14 protein-coding genes are annotated in these 19,113 nt (G+C 28.7%); 2 read left to right on the forward strand and 12 right to left on the reverse strand.

Annotated features, from left to right (window positions below; all coding sequences use genetic code 11):
- Position 1: 1 nt before the first annotated feature.
- From OW763_RS12855 to OW763_RS12900, 10 genes are all read right to left on the reverse strand, one after another.
- Positions 2-472 carry a Na+/H+ antiporter subunit E gene (locus OW763_RS12855; protein WP_268041551.1) on the reverse strand — a complete coding sequence of 157 codons (471 nt, stop codon included), beginning with the start codon at positions 470-472 and terminating at the stop codon, positions 2-4.
- A gap of 259 nt (positions 473-731) precedes the next feature.
- Positions 732-2,726, reverse strand: a complete 1,995-nt coding sequence (locus tag OW763_RS12860; protein WP_268041552.1) for a sigma-54-dependent Fis family transcriptional regulator — start codon at positions 2,724-2,726, stop codon at positions 732-734.
- A gap of 24 nt (positions 2,727-2,750) precedes the next feature.
- Complete coding sequence (locus OW763_RS12865) at positions 2,751-2,933, reverse strand: hypothetical protein (protein WP_268041553.1); 183 nt, start codon at positions 2,931-2,933, stop codon at positions 2,751-2,753.
- 96 nt (positions 2,934-3,029) lie between these two features.
- Complete coding sequence (locus OW763_RS12870; RefSeq protein WP_268041554.1) at positions 3,030-3,461, reverse strand: SMI1/KNR4 family protein; 432 nt, start codon at positions 3,459-3,461, stop codon at positions 3,030-3,032.
- 116 nt (positions 3,462-3,577) lie between these two features.
- The gene (locus OW763_RS12875) at positions 3,578-4,270 is read right to left on the reverse strand and encodes a response regulator transcription factor (RefSeq protein ID WP_268041555.1); all 693 of its coding nucleotides are present in this window, start codon (positions 4,268-4,270) and stop codon (positions 3,578-3,580) included.
- Positions 4,248-5,741: a HAMP domain-containing sensor histidine kinase gene (locus tag OW763_RS12880; protein ID WP_268041556.1), complete on the reverse strand. Its 1,494-nt coding sequence runs from the start codon at positions 5,739-5,741 to the stop codon at positions 4,248-4,250. The genes OW763_RS12875 and OW763_RS12880 overlap by 23 nt, the downstream gene beginning before the upstream one ends.
- 53 nt (positions 5,742-5,794) lie before the next feature.
- Positions 5,795-6,907 (reverse strand): TolC family protein, encoded by a 1,113-nt coding sequence (locus OW763_RS12885; RefSeq protein WP_268041557.1) that lies wholly within the window; start codon positions 6,905-6,907, stop codon positions 5,795-5,797.
- Positions 6,900-8,321 (reverse strand): TolC family protein, encoded by a 1,422-nt coding sequence (locus OW763_RS12890; RefSeq protein ID WP_268041558.1) that lies wholly within the window; start codon positions 8,319-8,321, stop codon positions 6,900-6,902. Before OW763_RS12890 ends, OW763_RS12885 begins: the two co-directional genes overlap by 8 nt.
- Positions 8,322-8,473: 152 nt before the next feature.
- Positions 8,474-11,590, reverse strand: coding sequence for an efflux RND transporter permease subunit (locus OW763_RS12895; RefSeq protein WP_268041559.1), 3,117 nt, complete (start codon positions 11,588-11,590; stop codon positions 8,474-8,476).
- Positions 11,590-12,969 (reverse strand): efflux RND transporter periplasmic adaptor subunit, encoded by a 1,380-nt coding sequence (locus OW763_RS12900; protein ID WP_268041560.1) that lies wholly within the window; start codon positions 12,967-12,969, stop codon positions 11,590-11,592. Before OW763_RS12900 ends, OW763_RS12895 begins: the two co-directional genes overlap by 1 nt.
- 602 nt (positions 12,970-13,571) lie before the next feature.
- On the opposite strand from OW763_RS12900, the gene eam reads away from it, so the two are divergent.
- A complete protein-coding gene (eam, locus tag OW763_RS12905; RefSeq protein ID WP_336296898.1) occupies positions 13,572-14,831 on the forward strand; it encodes a glutamate 2,3-aminomutase in 1,260 nt (419 codons plus the stop codon).
- A 113-nt stretch (positions 14,832-14,944) separates the two neighbouring features.
- Here eam and OW763_RS12910 read toward each other — a convergent pair whose 3' ends face one another.
- Positions 14,945-16,258, reverse strand: a complete 1,314-nt coding sequence (locus OW763_RS12910) for a sodium-dependent transporter (protein ID WP_268041561.1) — start codon at positions 16,256-16,258, stop codon at positions 14,945-14,947.
- Positions 16,259-16,606: 348 nt separating this feature from the next.
- On the reverse strand, positions 16,607-18,124 hold the full coding sequence (locus OW763_RS12915) for a BCCT family transporter (RefSeq protein WP_268041562.1): 1,518 nt from the start codon (positions 18,122-18,124) through the stop codon (positions 16,607-16,609).
- A 347-nt stretch (positions 18,125-18,471) separates the two neighbouring features.
- On the opposite strand from OW763_RS12915, the gene OW763_RS12920 reads away from it, so the two are divergent.
- On the forward strand, positions 18,472-19,098 hold the full coding sequence (locus tag OW763_RS12920) for a GntR family transcriptional regulator (RefSeq protein WP_268041563.1): 627 nt from the start codon (positions 18,472-18,474) through the stop codon (positions 19,096-19,098).
- Positions 19,099-19,113 lie beyond the last annotated feature (15 nt).

The raw sequence follows: 19,113 nt of genomic DNA on the forward strand, positions 1-19,113 counted from the left end.
TTTATCCCTCTACTTTCAATAAAATTTTTTCAAATTTAGAATCTAGTAAGTCTTCTTTATATTCTGATTTTAAACAATGAACAACAAGTTCATCATTTTCCATCAAAACAGTAATTGTTCCTGGTGTCAGTGTAATAGAATTAGCAAGAATCGTTCTACAAAACTCAGATTTTAATTTAGTTTTAAATTTAACTATTTGTGGAGATATTTCCATTTTTGTACTTAACACAATCTTGGCAACCTTAAAGTTCGCTATAAAAATTTCTTTTATCAATACTCCAATATAAACAATCCAATATTTCAATTTACTAATGGAAAACTTCCCTTTTATATCACTAGAATGTATTAATTCTGTATTAAAAATAGCTATCATTAAGCTTAATAATACTCCTATTGTTACTGTTTCTATATTTACATTTCCTGATAAAACAGTCCAAAATAATACATATAATATAATAACTTTAAATATCATATATAATACCTCCTTTTCTTGTTATCACAACCTTATATAGCAAAGTTTATGCCAAAAATAATTTAAATATAAGTATGTTTCCCCTATCTCTTTATTTTAGCCATGTACAAAACATCTTTTTTTTATGAAACAAAAAAAAGATTACAAATTTTTTTTGTAATCTTTTTTAGTGTTTCATTTTGAAACACTGGTCTGACTTTTGACAAGTTTCATGTGCCATAATGAAACGTGCGTTTCATTATGGCACATATAGACTGATTTAATCATATTCTATGCCATATTTTTTCATTTTCCTATACATTGTACTTCTGCCAATTCCCAATATTTTAGCAGCTGCCGCTATATTTTTATTAGATTCTCTTATTGTTCTTTCAATAGCAATTTTTTCTAGTTCATCTAAAGTAAACAATTTTTTTTCTTGCTTAATATCCTCTATACTTATAGTTGGTTTTATATAACTAGGTATATTTTTATCAGTTAATACCATACTATCAACAGCCATATTTACTACAGTTTGCATAACATTCTGTAATTCTCTAACATTACCAGGCCAATTATAGTTACCCATACCATTATAAAAACTTGGTTCAATATTTTTTATATTTCTTCCTGTTTCTCTGCTAAATTTTTCCACAAAATGGTCAATAAATATTTTTATATCTTCTTTTCTTTCTCTTAAAGAAGGTGTATATATTTGCATAACATTTATTCTATAAAATAAATCTCTTCTAAAATTACCCAATTCTACTTCTTTACTTAAATCCTTGTTGGTAGCTGCAATAACACTTACATCGATTGGAATAACCTCATGTCCTCCAACTCTAACTATTTTTCTATCTTCAAGTACTCTAAGCAAACTAACTTGAGCGTCAAGAGGCATATCTCCAATTTCATCAAGAAAAATGGTACCTCCATCTGCTAATTCAAACTTTCCTGGATGTCCACCTCTTTTTGCTCCTGTAAAGGCCCCCTCTATATAACCAAAAAGCTCACTTGAAACCAATTCTCTAGGTATAGCCCCACAATTTAAAAATACAAATGGATAGTCTTTTCTATCACTCTCATTATGAATTGCCTGTGCAAACATTTCCTTGCCTGTACCACTTTCACCTTGTAAAAGTATAGTAGTATCTGTATTAGCTGAAATCCGAGCTAGCTTTACAGCATTTTCAATACTTTTACTATTTCCTAGAATATCATCAAAAGTAAACTTAGCATTTGCACCAACTATTTTATTTACCAAACTATGTATCGATTTAGCTTCTACAAAAGTAATAACTACATCATCCGAAGTTTTTTTGTATACAGATTTAATAGGAATTATACTCGCAATAACTGTCTTTTTTCTACCACTTCTCGTTTTAAAATAAAGCTCTTCCTCTGTATATTTTTTCCTTTTACTTATACCTTCAATAATTTCATTACGATTATTATGAGATAAAATTTCACTGAAATTTTTATTAATAATGTTTTTCTGAGTATACCCAAGTATTTTACGTCCAAACCTATTCATGCTTATAATATTACCTATTCTATCAATCCTTATAATACCTTCTGAAATAGATTCTGTAATCTGAAAAATCCTCTCATTGGTAATAGTTAATTCTTTGTTTCTTTCTTCTAGTTTCATTTCTTTTTCTATAGCTTCTGCCGCTGCTACTATCATGCCTAATGTATGAGGATGAACAAGCTCACAATTTCCTGTTATGCTTAAAACCCCCATAATACTTCTATTTTTATCTTTTATAGGGCACGCAGAAGATGTTAGATTATGATATTCTTTAATATAATGTTCTCCACCTAAAACCTGTATGGGTTTTCCCGTAATCAGTGCAATACCTATAGCATTCGTTCCATTAATCTCCTCTTTTACATTATATCCATCATATAATCCTGACATATAGTACATATTTACAACTTTTTCATCACCTATATGCTCTAAAACATATCCATCTCTATCCGTTAATCTTATTATAAAATGTGTATCCTTAACTAACTTATATAGACTATCCATAAAAGGCTTTGCAGTATCTAATAAAGGTTTAAATTCTTCATATCTTTTTTTAAATTCTTTTTTTAAAAGTCTATTAGGCAGTTTTTTAACAAACGGATCTATTCCATAAGTTTTACTTCTTTTCCATGATTCTGCAATAACATCTCTAATCCCATTTTTATCAAACTCTTTATCTTTTATGAACAATTTCCACTTATTAATAATATTCTGATTTTTACTAAGTAGCTTTTGTACAGGCAAAAAATTTCCTCCAATCATACTATTTTACTCTTTATCTTTTTCTTTTTCATTTTCTTTAGATTTATACCAATCTTTTGGATCCTTTATTTCAAAAGGAAAAATATTAGCATTAAACTCTTCACCAGAATCATCCATAGGATTTTTAGTAATAACTACAAACACAATAATTACTGAAATTATTATTAGCAACCAAATAAATAATTTCACTCATCTCACCTCTTCTAATATAACATCAGGTTATAATAAGATTTTTTAATATTAAACTATTATATTTTTAGTGAAAAATATATACACTTTTAAATATTAATAAAGCTTTAATAAAAATTTTGTAAAGGTATCACAAATATACACTATACAATTTTCACTATTAGCTTCTTTATTATCCCAAAACACTATTATTGGTTCTTCTTTATTTGTTCTATAATCAAAGCAAATATAATTACCAAATGGATCGGCTGCAAAAGGATATACCTTTGATGGCAAGCTATCTTTAACCCATTTATAAACTTCTAGTATGTTTTCATATTCATTTAAATCAAAACTAAGTAATACTTTTATAACCGCTCCTTCTTTTTTTGTAAAATCAAATAAGTTTAAAGATGGATATCCTCCATTGTTCTCCTTTACACATTTTAAATAATCTTCTGGAAATTTCACTCCTAATTTTTCCTGTACTCTATTTATAGTTTCCTGTGATATTTTCTTTGAGGTAAAATCCCATTCTAATTTACCCATATGAAAGCCCCCTAATTAAAAAATATCTATACATTAATTATACACCTTATTTATATTTTTATATGCATAATAAAAAAAGTGCAACGCACTTTTTTTAAGTTAAAAACAAACATTATTTAAAATTTTTCAAACCTATACCCTACTCCCCAAATAGTATGTATATATTGTGGGTTTGATGCATCAAACTCTATTTTTTCTCTTATGTTCCTTATATGAACAGTTACAGTAGCAATTCCCCCTAAGGAGTCTGTGCCCCATATTCTTTCAAATATTTCTTCTTTAGTAAATACTCTATTGGGATTACTTGCTAAAAGTGTTAAAACATCAAATTCTTTTGTAGTAAAAGCAACTTCCTTATCATTTACATAAATTCGTCTTGAAGTTTTATCTATACATAACCCTGTAATTTCTATCATGTTTTTATTTGGTTTTTCACTTCCCAACAAACGCTCATACCTAACAAGATGTGCTTTAACTCTTGCAACTAATTCACTCGGACTAAAAGGTTTTGTAATATAATCATCTGCACCTAATCCTAATCCTCTAATTTTATCTATCTCTTCTTTTTTTGCCGAAACCATAAGAATAGGGACTTCTTTTTCTGCACGAATTTGTCTGCATATCTCAAAACCATCAACTCCAGGAAGCATTAAATCAAGAATAATTAAATTGTAATCTTTATTTTTTGCAGCAATCAATCCAGAACTTCCATTGTTATCTATATCTACAAAAAAACCATTGATTTCCAGATAGTCTCTCTCAAGTTCAGCAATACTGACATCATCCTCAATAATTAAGATTTTTTTCACCACCATCGCCTCTTTTACTATACTTTTTTAGTTTAAAGAATACACTAGTTCCTTTATTCATTTCACTCTGTGCCCACATTTGTCCTCCATGTTCTTCTATTATCTGCTTAGCAATAGCAAGACCTAGCCCATTTCCACCAATAGATGTATTTCTTGATGGATCAGCTCTATAGAACCTGTCAAATATAAATGTAAGTGCTTCTTTAGAAATACCTTGACCATTATCTTCTATTTGAACCATAACATCTTCATTTTCTTCCGTAAGCTTTACATTTATCTGAGGTATTTCTTTATTCATATATTTAATACAATTTCCTAATATATTCACAATAACTCTTTTAAGTTTTTCTCTATCCCCTCTAACCTCTAAAAGATTAGTGCTAACACAATAAAAATGAATCTGTATATTTTTCTTTTCCAATTCAAATTTCGTCTCATCTATTATATCCTCAAGATAAGCTTTAATATCTATTATTTCAAATTTAAAAGGTACCTTCTTTAAGTCAAGTTTAGAGAAAAGGAATAATTCATCAATTAGGTTATCCATATAAACAGCTTTATTATATATTGTATTTATATATTTATCCATTTTATCTGGAGTATCCGCTATTCCATCTTTAATTCCTTCAACATATCCCTTAACAGCTGTAATAGGTGTTTTTAAATCATGAGATATATTTGAAATAAGTTCTTTTCTATTTTTTTCATATTGTATATGGCATTGTGATACTTCCATTAATTTTTTTCGCATTTCTTCAAATGACATACACAATTCCCCTATTTCATCATTTGAATTATACTTAATTTTTTCATTAAACGTCCCTTTTTTAATATCATTTGCTGCATTTTTTAGTTTTTCTATAGGTCTTATAATACTTTTAGATACTATAAATGTTAATATACCATTAGTTAATGCTAATATAATAATCATAGATATATGTAAAATAGTATCGTATTTTTTAACAATACTAATATTACTTGATAAATCCATTATAACAAACAAACTTCCCTTAATATTTTGTTTGAAATAAAAATCTTTTTGTTGTAAAAGAACAAATCGTTTAGGAGTGCTTATATAATGTTTTTGATCTGTAAAGGTAGCTCCAAATTCAGGTAAATACTTTTGTATCTCAATATTTTTTAGTTTTTCAGAACAATATATAATATCATTACCTTTTTGTATAACTACATTTGCATTTATTTCTTTTAATTTTTCATCTAAATTTTGAAGATAGTTAATATTTTCCAAGCGTTTAGCATTGTCTAATAACTGTATATCTACTTCCCGTGCTATATTCATATATTGCATTAAAATTTTTGCCGCCATCACATCCTTTATTGATGACTCATATCTCATAGGCCTTCTACCTAAATAATGAAAAACCATAATATAATTTACTATTAAAGTTAAAATAACAGGTATTATAAGCATAGCAATATATGATTGTCCTAATCGTTTTTTTATAGACATTTGTTCCTCCTATTTATTAATATATTTAATAGTAAAAGAAGGGACGGATTTTATTATTGAATAAAATCCTTAAATTTTTCAGCTGCTATATAATAATCTATTTCGGATTGTTTATATGCACATAAAGCTTTTTTGCACTCTTCCTCTGCAGCTTTATATTCTTTATCTGTGGTAAGCCCAATTTGATATTTTGTTTTAGCTGCATCTAATAATTTTAAATTTTTATCATAATCAAGTTTTTTACTTTCCATATCATCTTTTATTTTCAATATATTATTATAATCATTTCTTGCTTTAAATTCTAAGTCTGTTTTTTTATCTTCAATGTCATATTCTAGCTGAATTATTTCATCTTTTAAATCTTCTACTACATCATCTTTATATTTTATTCCTTCTATTGGAACATCATCATCAGCATTTAAGTCTACTATATTTTTTTCTTGAACTTTTATCCTTATTTGCTTTTCTAAAGATTTTACTTCATAACTATTTTTCTGTAAATCTTTTATTATATTTGGTAAGTTAACATTTAGTTTTACTTCAGGAATTTCTTCTTCTTTTAACACAAGTTTATTATTAACATCATTTCCAGATTTCATATTTAAATCCATCATCAAACTTTCTTGTTCATGTTGAATCTTTTTTAATTCATTTTGAGCCTTATCTAAATCTAATTCATAGTTTATTAATATATTCTTAGACATAGTGCCTAATTCTATCTGTCTTTTTACATCCTTTAGCTGTTTACTTACCCTCGTTATTTTACTTTTTTGAACATTAATAACTTCATTTTTTACTAATATTTCGTAATATAGCTTTTTTACATCTGCTACTAATTCATCTTGTTTATTATTTCTTTCCCATTTAACATTATTTACTTCTAGTTCTTTTTGCATCGGATAAACTTCTTCTCTTTTAGCTGTTTCAACATCATTAGCTCCATCTTCATTCTTTTCATCTAAAGATCTACTATATTTTTTTTCTGCAAGACGAATTTTTTCATTAATTAAATTTAATTCTGAATTTCTTCCTGTAGTAGATAAAATCATATCTGTCAAGTCCACTGTATTAGATGTATTCGATGTTCCTGATGCTGGTATAAACTTTAAAGCTAACATACCAGTTAATACAAACCCTGTTACAATTAATGCAATCTTCTTATTCACGACTTGAACCTCCTTTAGGTAAATATGAACTTCCTATTCCACTTGCAGTTTCCAGCTGATTTAATGCACTTTTATAATCTCTTATAGCCTTGATATAATCAACTTTTGCATTATTATATCCAACTTCTGTATCCCATAATTTAGATATAGGTGCCATGCCTTGCTCATAATATACTTTTATATCCTTACACATTTTTTCCATATTTTTTAAGTTCTTATATTTTAAATCTATATTTTCTTTAGCATCTAACATATGCATATATTTTTTCCTAGTATCCTTCGTTACACTTTTTATTGCCGTATCTAAATTCATCTGTGCTTCTGTAAGGTTTTTATGCACTTCTTTCCATTCAATTTCATCATCATCTATATAATCATCCGTAATATCCAATTCTCTTTGTTTTGTATCCAAATCTATTTTAGCTGACTCTATTTCCGCTCTTTCTTTAAGTGCTTTATTTAAATAGAAATCATATTTTAAAGGTTTTTTCTGAAATTTGCTTTCTTCTTTTATTTCTACGTCTTGCGATGCTTGTAAACCTAATTGTTGTTTTAATATCATTTTCATGTTATCTACTTGTTTTTCAAAACTACTTATACTAAGTTCTAATTTTTTCAATTCTATTTCTGCTACATCTCTTTCAAGTTTAGATACTTGTCCGTTCTCAAATTTAATTAAAAGCTGGTGGTATTCTTTATTTTGAGTATCATATAGTTCTTGCTGAAACTTAAGTCCATCCTCCATAGCAAGTAGCCCATCATAAATCTGTTCTACTCCTGATTTTATTGCTTCTTCCGTACAAGTTTTCGCCATTTTTAATTGTGTGATTGCCCCTTGAAGAGCATACCATGTAAAATCTCTTGGTTTAATAAATCTTTGAAATTTTTCTTCTTCTGTATAATCTGGTGGTTCTGATCCAAACATTTTCTGATATGTTTCAAGCTCTACTTCTTCTTTAGGTGAAAGTTCTAATTTATCCTTTTCTGCCTGTAATTCTGATTTTTTAGCTATTTTTTCCTGTTCTTCTTGTGTTAATGTTTGTCCTTCATTTTGTTTTTGCTCTAACACTTGAATTTGATCAAGTTCTTTTTCTATTTCTTTAATCTTGTCTAAATTTTTCTTGTTTTTTTTGTAAAGTTCTTCATAATCGTCAATAGCATCTAATATATCATCCATATTATCACTAAGCTTTTTAGAATTATTAAATTGTCTTACTATACTATTCATCATAAAATCTAGTTTGGAAATTTTATGATTATCATTTAAAGCCATATCAACAGATTTTTGTTTTGTTAATACTACTTTTTTATTATTTTGCTGTGTAGATGCATAACCTGAAATTACAGGTAACCCTATTAATGCTATGAGTAGCACTCTCGATATTATTTTTTTTATCAGTTTATCTTTTGCCATCAAATCACCACCTACCCCTTTTTTATAGATAACAGTTGACAGATAACAATTGAAAGTAAGAATAGTTTTTCTACTATATGATTTCTAGTTTTGCACTAGCAAAATATCTTTAACTTTCATCTGTCATCTATCAATTGTCAACTCAATTTGAATTAAACCGCCAAACTTTTATCTACTTTTTTCTTTCCTACTTTATTTCTTAAATCATCAAACAAAGTATAAATTACAGGTATAAATATAAGCGTTAATACGGTGGAGAATAACAGCCCTCCTATTACTACTGTTGCCATTGGTGCTTGAGTTTCTCCTCCTTCTCCAAGTCCCAAGGCCATAGGTAGAAGACCCAAAATAGTTGTTGATGCAGTCATAAGTATAGGTCTAAGTCTTGTTGGCCCTGCAGCAAGAATAGCTTCTTTTCTACCTTCTCCTTTACTTCTCCTAATATTTATATAGTCTATTAAAACTATAGCATTATTAACTACTATACCAGCAAGAACTATAACTCCTATAAAAGCTGGTACTGATAAAGGTCTTCTTGTTATAAATAATCCTAATGCTCCTCCTGCTACTGCTAGTGGTACTGAGAACATAATAACAAATGGATTTAATAAAGATTCAAATTGTGAAGCCAATATCATATATACTAGTACTACAGCTAGTATTAATGCTAGCAACAAATCATTAAAAGCTTCCATCATATCTTCATTTTCTCCACCAATTTTATAGCTATAGCCTTCTGGCATATTAATTTTACTTATATTAGCATTTACATCCTTCATAACACTTTTTAAATCTCTTCCATATAATTGTGATGTTACAGTAACTAATCTTGTTTGACTATCCCTATTTATACTTGAAGGTCCTCTTTTAATTTCCAAATCTGCAACTAAATTCAAAGGAATATTAATGCCTGTTTGTGTTTCAACATTAACATTTTCAAGGTTTGATATACTTTGTCTATATATATCATCACCTTTTACCACAACATCTATTTCATCACCATTATCTAATTTATATGTTGTAGCTTTCTTACCTGAAATTATTGAATTTACCTGATTTGCTATTTGTCCTGCTGTAAGTCCATATTGTGAAGCATTTTTTCTATTTATTTTTATTCTTACTTCAGGATTTCCATCTCCAAAACTTGATTCAACTTGTCTTGTTCCTTCAACTGAAGCTACTACTTTTTTAAATTGTTCACCTAATTTCCTAAGCGTTTCTAAATTATCACCTTTTATTTCTATAGAAACTGGTGCAGAACTCGCTCCCATTCCCATTCCACTATTTGAGCTAAATTTTATTTCTGCTCCTGGTATGTCTTTTGTTTCTTTTCTTGTCTGATCCATAATATCTTTTACACTTCTGTCTCTTGATTTTATCGATACTAATTTAACATCTAAAGATGCTTTATTTGTACCAGCCTTTGTTATTCCATTTGAACTTCCACCTATTTGTGTAAATATGGTATCAACTTCATCTGCTTTTCTTAATGTTTTTTCTACTTTATCTACAATTTTATTAGTATCAGCTAAACTTGCTCCATTTGGAAGATTTATATTAATTGTAAATTCACCCATGTCATTTGATGGGAAAAATTCAGCACCCACTTTAGTTAAAGATGCCATACTTATGACAAAAACAAGTATTCCTATGATTACTGTAGATTTTCTATGCCCTAATGACCAGTTCAATATCTTTTTATATCTCATCTCTACAGCAAGGAATCCTCTTTCAAATATATCTGCAATCTTTCCAAAAGGTCCTTTTTTCCTTACTACGTCTACACCCTCTACTATTTGTTCTTCTTTTAAAAGCTTTGACGAAAGCATAGGTATAAGTGTAAGCGCTACTACTAATGATGCTACTATTGAAAATACAACTGTCATAGCTAATTCTTTAAACATCATTCCAGTAATACCATTTGTAAATGCAATTGGAAGAAATACTGCTACAGTTGTAAGAGTAGATGCTACAACTGACATAGTAACCTCGGATGCACCTTCTATTGCTGCTTGTTTTACTGGATATCCTTCTTGTATAAATCTATAAATATTTTCAAGCACAACTATAGAGTTATCAACTAACATACCAATTCCCAATGCCAATCCACCAAGTGTCATTAAATTCAACGTTATATCATTTGAATATAGCAATGCAAACGTTCCTATTATAGAAACCGGTATAGCTGTACCTATTATTAATGTACTTCTTATATTTCTTAAAAATATTAATAAAACTATAACTGCAAGTATACCACCTTGTATAGCAGTATTGCTAACATTAGATATTGATTTATTTATATATTCTGCTTGATCAACTAATATATTTATTTTTACATTCGGATAAACTTTTTTTAATTTCTCTATTTCTTTTATTAAGTTTTTTGAAACTTCTACTGTATTGGCATCAGATTGTTTTTTTATACTCAAACTTAAACAATTTTTACCATTAGTTGTTGCTATTTCAGTTATTTCTTTGGTATTACGTGTTATAGTAGATATATCTTTTAAATATACTACTCCACCTGTTTTAAGTGGTATAGGAACTTCTTTTATATCATCTATTGATTTGAATTCTCCTACTGTTCTTATTAACAGTTCTTGATTCCCTTTATCTACTTCTCCACTTGGTAAATTCAAGTTTTCTCCACGTAGTATTTGAGAAATGTACTCTATACTAATACCATATCCATGCAATTTTTCTTCATTAATCTTTATCTCTATTTGTTCTTCAACGCCTCCATTTATATTAACTGAGGCAACACCTTCGGACCTTTCAAGCTTATTCTCAATATTATCTTCTACAAAAGCTTGAAGTTGTGATAATTCTTTATATCCGGTTACACTTAAAATCATAACAGCTTGTGCATTAGGATCTATCTTTAAAACCATAGGATCATTTGTATCTTCTGGAAGATATCCTTTTATCATGTCTATTTTTTCTCTCATATGCAGTGTGGCAAATTCCATATCTGTTCCAAAATTAAATTCTGCTATAACAACAGAATTTCCTTCTGAATTCATTGAACTTACATTTTTAATTCCTTCAACAGTTGCCACTGCCTGCTCTATTGGTTTGGTTACGAGTTTTTCTACTTCTTCTGGTCCTACATTTGGATAACTTGTAGATACAACCGCTACCGGTACTTCTATTTTAGGTAGCAAATCAATAGATAACCTACTTAAAGATACTGTTCCCAACACTATAATAATAAGTATCATCATAATTGTTGTTACAGGTCTTTTAACTGAAAGCTTAGATATTTTCATTATTTATCGCCTCCAGCCTTTTTTGCCTCTGAGGATTGTTTCACATCTTCTTTTTTATCATTTTCTTGTTTAATTTCTTCATTATCATCCTTAATAACTTTTATTTTTGAATTGTTTTCTACATAGTTTTGACCTTTTACAATTATCACATCTCCAGCTTGTATTCCACTTTTTATCTCTACATATTGACCATTATCTAATCCTACTTCTACTTCTTTTTCTTCAGCCTTTCCATTGTTTATAACATAAATAACTTTTTTTTCATTATTTACCGTAACTGCTTCACTTTTAATTAATAATACATCTTTTTTAGCATCAGCATTAAATTGAACCTTTGCAAACATTCCTGGTTTAATTTTATGATCTTTGTTAGTAATTTCAACTTTTATAGTATATAAATTTGTTCTAGAATCTGCTGATGGACTTACTGTATATATTTTTCCTATAAATTCACTTTCACCTGCTGAAGGTATCTCTAGTTTAACTTCGCTACCTTTTTGTAATTTATTAATTAACTTTTCTGTTACATTAACTTCAAGATATACTTTGTCCATATTAACAATAGTCACAGCTGGCTGTGCACTTGAAGCTATTTCACCTTTTTCAATATTTATACTTGCTACTATTCCTTGTATAGGTGATGTAACTGTCATATCATTTAAAGCCTGTACTGCTTGATTATGACCAACCTGTGCTTGATCATATCCTGCTTGAGCTTGTTTAATTCCAATTTGCGCATTAGCCATTGAACTTTCAGCTTGTTTAAGTCCTTGTTGTGCCTGAGATAGCTGTGCTTTTAATGCATCTAATGAACTATCTGATGCTGCAAGTTCAGCTTGTTCATATTGTGCTTTTGAAATAATTCCTTCTTCATATAATTTTTTATTTCTTTCTAAATTTAACTTTGCATTTTGAATTTTTTCATAATTCAAATCATAGTTTGCTTTTGAAGCCTCATAACTTGCTTTTGCTGAATCTAAACCTATTTCTGATTGTTGTACACCTAATTTAGACTGCTCTATTTGTGCTGAAGCTGAATCCAATCCAACTTTTGCTTGTTCTACTCTATTTTGAGAATCTGTTTTTTCTAAAGTAAACAAAACATTTCCCATGCTTACCTTGTCTCCTACTTTTACACTTACATTCTCTACTTTTCCTGGCATTTTAGGTACAATCACTGTATCTTTATCTGCTACAATTTTCCCACTAATTACAAATGAATTAGATATCATTCCTATCTTAGCTGCCTCTGTGTTAACTGGAATATAATTTTCCTGTTGAACATTTTGACCTGCCTTAGGCTCACTTTTTCCACATCCCGTAGCTAAACCCATTGCTAAAACTACTGTCATAACTATTAGTAAAACTCTCTTTTTCATTCTTTCTCCTCCTATAAATAACTAACTATTTACATTTTATATCACATTAATCCCTTTATACCAGCTAAACATTAAAAAACTACCCATAATAATTAAAGTAATAGCCCAATAGCAAACTAATCTATTTTCTTTCATATTATTACCTCCTTAATTCCTAATTTCCAAAAACACTAATTATTTTATATTTTTATTTTATATCATAATTGTAAATTTTAAATAAAGCATTTCTAAAGTTTTTCTAAAGTCTACATAAATTTTTTATTAAACTCATACAACTTCATCTTATGCAAGAATTTGCCTGCGTATCTATTCTTGTAATGCTTTCAGATAAATGCATTGAATTATTCATTTTTTTGTTGTACTATATATATATATGAAGTTATACTTTCCGATTTCGCACTTTTGTTTCTATACTTGTATGCTTCTATTTTTTTGCATATTTAGTATCACGGTTTCAGTTCAATATTGATTAAGTATATTGGTTAATTCCATTAGTTATACTACAAATATATACTTATCATCAATAACAAATCAAAACATCGTAAATATACCATATAAAGTCATATGAAATTTTAAAAATTCTAATAAAGAAAGAGGCTGATATATTGAATAACATTAACAAAAGGGATATTTCATTGAAAAGAGCTGCTGAATTAAAATCCAGAATTGATGACTATCTTAACATAAAAGATTTAATCAAAAAAGGAACTAGTGTGCAGCAAAAAGAAAACATTGCTAAAATGAAAGAAACAATACTAGAATTTTTCAAAGCTACCGAAGATGATTGGCAAGATTGGAAATGGCAATTAAAAAATAGAATAAGTGATGTCGATACTCTCTCTAAATTACTAGATTTAGATGAAAAAGAAATTGAAAACATAAAAAAAGTAGGTGAAAATTATAGATGGGCTGTTTCACCTTATTATCTTTCCTTAATAGATAAGGATAAGTTTAATCCTGTAAGACTTCAATCAATACCAACGGGTTTAGAACTTGATGGTGAAGGTGAAAAGGATCCTATGGCAGAAGAATTTACTAATCCAGCTGGCTCAATCACAAGAAGATATCCAGATAGACTTATAATAAATGTTACAAATGAATGTCCTATGTATTGCAGACACTGTCAAAGAAGAAGAAACATAGGTAGTGTAGACTCTCATAAATCTAAAGAAATTTTAAAAGAATCTTTAGAATATATTAGAAATAATCCTGAAATTAGAGATGTATTAATCACCGGTGGAGATACATTAGCTTTATCAGATAATATGATTGATTGGCTTCTTTCAGAATTACGTTCTATTCCAAGTGTTGAAATAATAAGACTTGGTACAAGAACATTAGTCACAATGCCTCAAAGAATAACTGATGATTTAGTTAATATATTAAAGAAGTATCACCCACTTTTCATTAATACTCACTTTAACCATCCATTAGAAATAACTGAGGAATCTAAAGCTGCTTGTGAAAAACTTGCAAATGCAGGAATACCTCTTGGAAATCAAGCTGTTTTACTAAATGGAATAAATAATGATAAATACGTAATGAGATTATTAAATCATGAATTATTAAAATGTAGAGTTAGACCTTATTATATCTTCCACGCTAAACACGTGATTGGCACAACACACTTTAATACTTCAATAGATGATGGAATTGAAATTATGGAATACTTAAGAGGATATACTTCTGGACTTGCTATACCAACTTACATAGTCAATGCTCCAAATGGTAAGGGTAAAACTCCTATATTACCTCAATACTTATTATCTAGAGCAAAAGATTCTGTGAAAATTAGAACTTGGGAAGGCGAAGTAATAGATTATCCTAATCACCCTACAATTGATATAAAATCATTACTATAAGATAAAAAATTTAAAAAACTTCAAAATAAAAGCTGTGCTTTAAATAAGTTTTTCTTTTAAAGCACAGCTTAAAAATTTAATTTTAATCAATATAAATTATTACTATTTTAAAATTATCCAATTCCATTATAAATAACTCCAAGTATTAAAACTACAATACTAGCCGCTGTAAATAAATATTTTCCCACTGGTTCAAACCATGCTCCTAAAGGCTTATTTGAACCTATATTTATGTCGTTTCTAGCTTTATTTGAGCCATAAATCCAAAAGAAAGCTACCGATGCAATAATGGAACCTAAAGGTGCAAGGTAAATAGTAATAAAATCAGCCCATGCCCCAAACTTCTCCATACTTAAATCCATTGGAATTGCTATTAGAAACGCTGTTATTGCTATAATTAAAACTGCCTTAATTCTTGTTAGGTTAAACTCGCTCATAATGGCTTCTGAACTAGCTTCAAGCATATTAATTGCTGAAGAAATAGCTGCAAATATAATACTTAAGAAAAACAGTACACTAAAAATGTATCCTAAAGGCATAGCTTTAAATATAAATGGCATAGTAATAAATAATAGTGAAGGACCTGCTGTAGGATCTAATCCAAAAGAGAATACTGCTGGCATAATAATAAATGCTGCAAGTAAAGCTGAAATTGTATCAAAAACAGCGACATGCATTGCAGAAGCTGGTATATCCACATCTTTCTTCAAATAACTTCCATATACAACCATTCCAGCTCCATTAAGGGATACTGTGAAAAACGCTTGCCCTAATGCCATAATCCAAGTTATAGGTTTTAATAAATACGACCAATCTGGTATCAATAAGTATTTAACTCCTTCAATAGCACCTGGTAATGTAAGTGATCTTATTAATAAAATAATAAATATTATAAAAAGTGATGGCATAATAATTTTATTTATTCTCTCTATTCCCTTAGTTACACCTACTATAACAATACATACTGTAAATAGTAGTGCTATAAAATGCCATAAAATGCTGGCTTGTGTTCCTGCAAAGCTATTAAAATATTCAGGAATATCTACATTATTAAAAGAACCTTTTAATGCAGCATAAAAATACCTGAAAACCCATCCTGCAACTATAGCATAAAATACAAGTATACCCGAAACTGCAAGAGTAGGTATTATACTAAATGCTTTACCAAATTTCAATCTTTTTTCCTTAAATACTTCTTGAATACCTTTTAAAGATCCACTTCCTCTAGATCTTCCGAACCCAAATTCTCCTACTAATCCAGTTACTCCTAAAGTAAATACACAAATAAAATATGGAATAAGAAACGCTGCTCCACCATATTGACCAAGTCTCCATGGGAACATCCAAATATTACCTAATCCTATTGCTGAACCCAAACACGATAAAATAAATCCTAATTTACTTGAAAAGCTCTCTCTTTCTACCATACTACCTTCCCCCTCATATAAAAACATTAAATAAATATAAAAAGGGTTCCTCGCCTCAAAGGACGAGAAAACCCGTGGTACCACCTTTATTTACATAAATACTATGCCTCTATATCACTATATCGGGTTTCAACCGCAATACTTTCGCATTGAGACTCCAGAGTGTAATTCACAACCTTTTGCTACACATACTTTTCACCACCCAGTATGCTCTCTATATTAAAACAAAAGTGCTACTAAATCCTTCACAATCACAAATATTATTTTTTATTTTACTAAAATGATAATATAAAACAACCAAATATGTCAACAAAATTTAACTTTAAAATTTCATCTATTTATTTGACATCAATTATACATCTCTCTAAATTTCTGTTTTAACCTGCTAGTTTCTACATTTACACATTCATCTTTTAAGCTTTTCCTAAGCGAAATCATGGAAAGTATGATTATAAACGAAAAAGGAAATGCTGCTATTATTGATACCTTTTGTATCATTTCTAATCCACCTGCTAACAAAAACATTATAGTTAAAGCAGCTTGCATTACTCCCCAAACAAATTTTTTTGAATTTTTGGGGTTTAAGCTCCCATTAGATGATAGCATACCTAATACAAAGGTTGCAGAATCTGCAGAAGTTACAAAGAACGTTGCCAATAATACTATAGCCACTGTAGAAATAATTGCTCCATAAGGATAATTATTCATAACAACAAAGAACGCCGTTTCTGTTCTTTTTACAGCCTCTAATGCTACAGTACTATCTACATTAAATCCTATTGTTCCAAATACAGCAAACCATATAAAACATACCATTGATGGTACTAATAAGACTCCTAGTAAAAACTCCCTTATAGTTCTTCCTCTAGAAATTCTGGCAATAAATATTCCTACTGGAGGTGCCCACGCTATCCACCATCCCCAGTAAAAAATAGTCCAGTCCTTATACCACTGTCCTTTTACAAATATATTATTATTATCTATTAATAATTCTTTTGTATACGCTGAAAATCCTTGAAATAAATTCTGAAACATACTGAAAGTGGGTCCTATTATTATAGCTACTAATATCAAAATCCCAGCAATAGACATGTTTATATTGGATAAAGTTTGAATTCCTTTATCTAACCCAGTAGAAGCTGAAAGCATATAACAAATTGTAACTAAACCTATTATAACTAATTGTACCTTTATATTTTCAGGAATATTAAATAAATAATTTAAACCTGAATTAATCTGAAGAGCACCTAACCCAAGAGAAGTAACTACACCAGCAACTGTTGCAAACAAAGTAAATATATCTACTATATTTCCAAGCCATCCTGTTGCTTTTTCTTCTCCTATTAATGGAATTAATAAACTGCTTATTAAAGCTGGTTTGTTTTTTCTAAATTGCATATATGCTAAAGCTAATGCTAATACCGCATAACAAGCCCATGGTGATACTCCCCAATGTAAAAATGACTTTTTCATAGCAAAAATTTTAGCTTCTTGTGTAAACCCTTGCCCATTAAGAGGCTTTATATAATGATTTAATGGTTCTGCAATCCCCCAAAAAATTAACCCTATCCCCATTCCTGCACTAAACAACATTGAAAACCATGATAATAAACCATATTCAGGTTTTTCATCATCTTTTCCTAACTTTACATTTCCATATTTACCAAATCCTATTATTACACAAAAAATAAAAAAAGATATCATAACTAGTATGTAAAACCATGAAAACTTGTTTAACAAGAAATTAAGAGTATTATTACATGTTTTTTCAAAATCTTTAATATTGAAAATTGACCAAATTAAAACACTTATCAAACTTATTATAGAAATAAAAAACACTCTATCTTTTTTTAACTTATTTAACATCTACATCCTCCTTATTGGCATTGTAACAACTTTCAATAAATGTAAATATGTCACTTTAGCCAACTCAATTATAGCATATGAGTTGTTAGTTGTAAAATAACATTTTATTTATTACAATATTTTGTGCTATTAATAGATTTTTTTGTTATAATATTGTTGCTGATTCATAAACAAAATTCTTTGTTTCAAGTAAAATGTTTACTCCATCTGAAACTTAAGCAAAAATCCCTATTTATAATTTGGTATAGATTGCTTAATTCTCTGAAAATGAGAAAAAGAATTTCATATAATATGTGAACAACATAACTCTATATATCAGATAAAATAATATAATAAGGAGAATACGAATGGAAAAGAAAGGAACTCCAAGATACATAAAAATAGCAATAGATATAGCTCATCGAATTTACAATAATGAATTCAAAGTGGGCGAAAAACTGAGAGGACGATCTACTCTTTCTAGTAAATATAATGTGTCTCCAGAAACTATAAGAAGATCTGTTTCTCTACTTCAAGATATGGATGCAGTAGAAGTTTCCGAAAAAAGCGGAATCTATGTAAAATCTGCTGAAAATGCTTATTTGTTTATACAAAGGTTTAATGCAAAAAATAACGTAAAACAGATAAGACAAAAAATCAAAGAACTTCAAAAAGAAAAATTAAGCATTGAAAAAGAACTTAATAAAAATTTAGATATGCTTTTAGAATACTCCATTCAATTTGATACAGAAAGTTTAAAAGATTCATATGAAATAAAAGTAGCTGAAAATTCTAATATAATTGATAAGACTATAGCAGATACACAATTTTGGAAATTCACTAATGCTACTATAATTTCTGTAAAAAGAGGAGAAAAGATGTATATATCTCCCGGTCCATATTTTACATTTACAGCAGAAGATATTATAAACTTTATATGCAGTGAAGACAATGTTTCCAAAGTAAAATCTTATATAGAAGATAGTGTTAACTAAATTAAAAAGCCTAGA

Origin of the sequence: Clostridium aestuarii, assembly GCF_026735135.1 — a bacterium.
Taxonomy (GTDB): domain Bacteria; phylum Bacillota; class Clostridia; order Clostridiales; family Clostridiaceae; genus Clostridium_H; species Clostridium_H aestuarii.

Coding starts and splice junctions, on each gene's coding strand:
- OW763_RS12870 (WP_268041554.1), bottom strand. CDS start 3,461: ATGGGTAAATTAGAATGGGATTTTACCTCAAAGAAAATATCACAGGAA.
- OW763_RS12910 (WP_268041561.1), bottom strand. CDS start 16,258: ATGGTAGAAAGAGAGAGCTTTTCAAGTAAATTAGGATTTATTTTATCG.
- OW763_RS12900 (WP_268041560.1), bottom strand. CDS start 12,969: ATGAAAAAGAGAGTTTTACTAATAGTTATGACAGTAGTTTTAGCAATG.
- OW763_RS12920 (WP_268041563.1), top strand. CDS start 18,472: ATGGAAAAGAAAGGAACTCCAAGATACATAAAAATAGCAATAGATATA.
- OW763_RS12855 (WP_268041551.1), bottom strand. CDS start 472: ATGATATTTAAAGTTATTATATTATATGTATTATTTTGGACTGTTTTA.
- OW763_RS12895 (WP_268041559.1), bottom strand. CDS start 11,590: ATGAAAATATCTAAGCTTTCAGTTAAAAGACCTGTAACAACAATTATG.
- OW763_RS12915 (WP_268041562.1), bottom strand. CDS start 18,124: ATGTTAAATAAGTTAAAAAAAGATAGAGTGTTTTTTATTTCTATAATA.
- OW763_RS12880 (WP_268041556.1), bottom strand. CDS start 5,741: ATGTCTATAAAAAAACGATTAGGACAATCATATATTGCTATGCTTATA.
- OW763_RS12890 (WP_268041558.1), bottom strand. CDS start 8,321: ATGGCAAAAGATAAACTGATAAAAAAAATAATATCGAGAGTGCTACTC.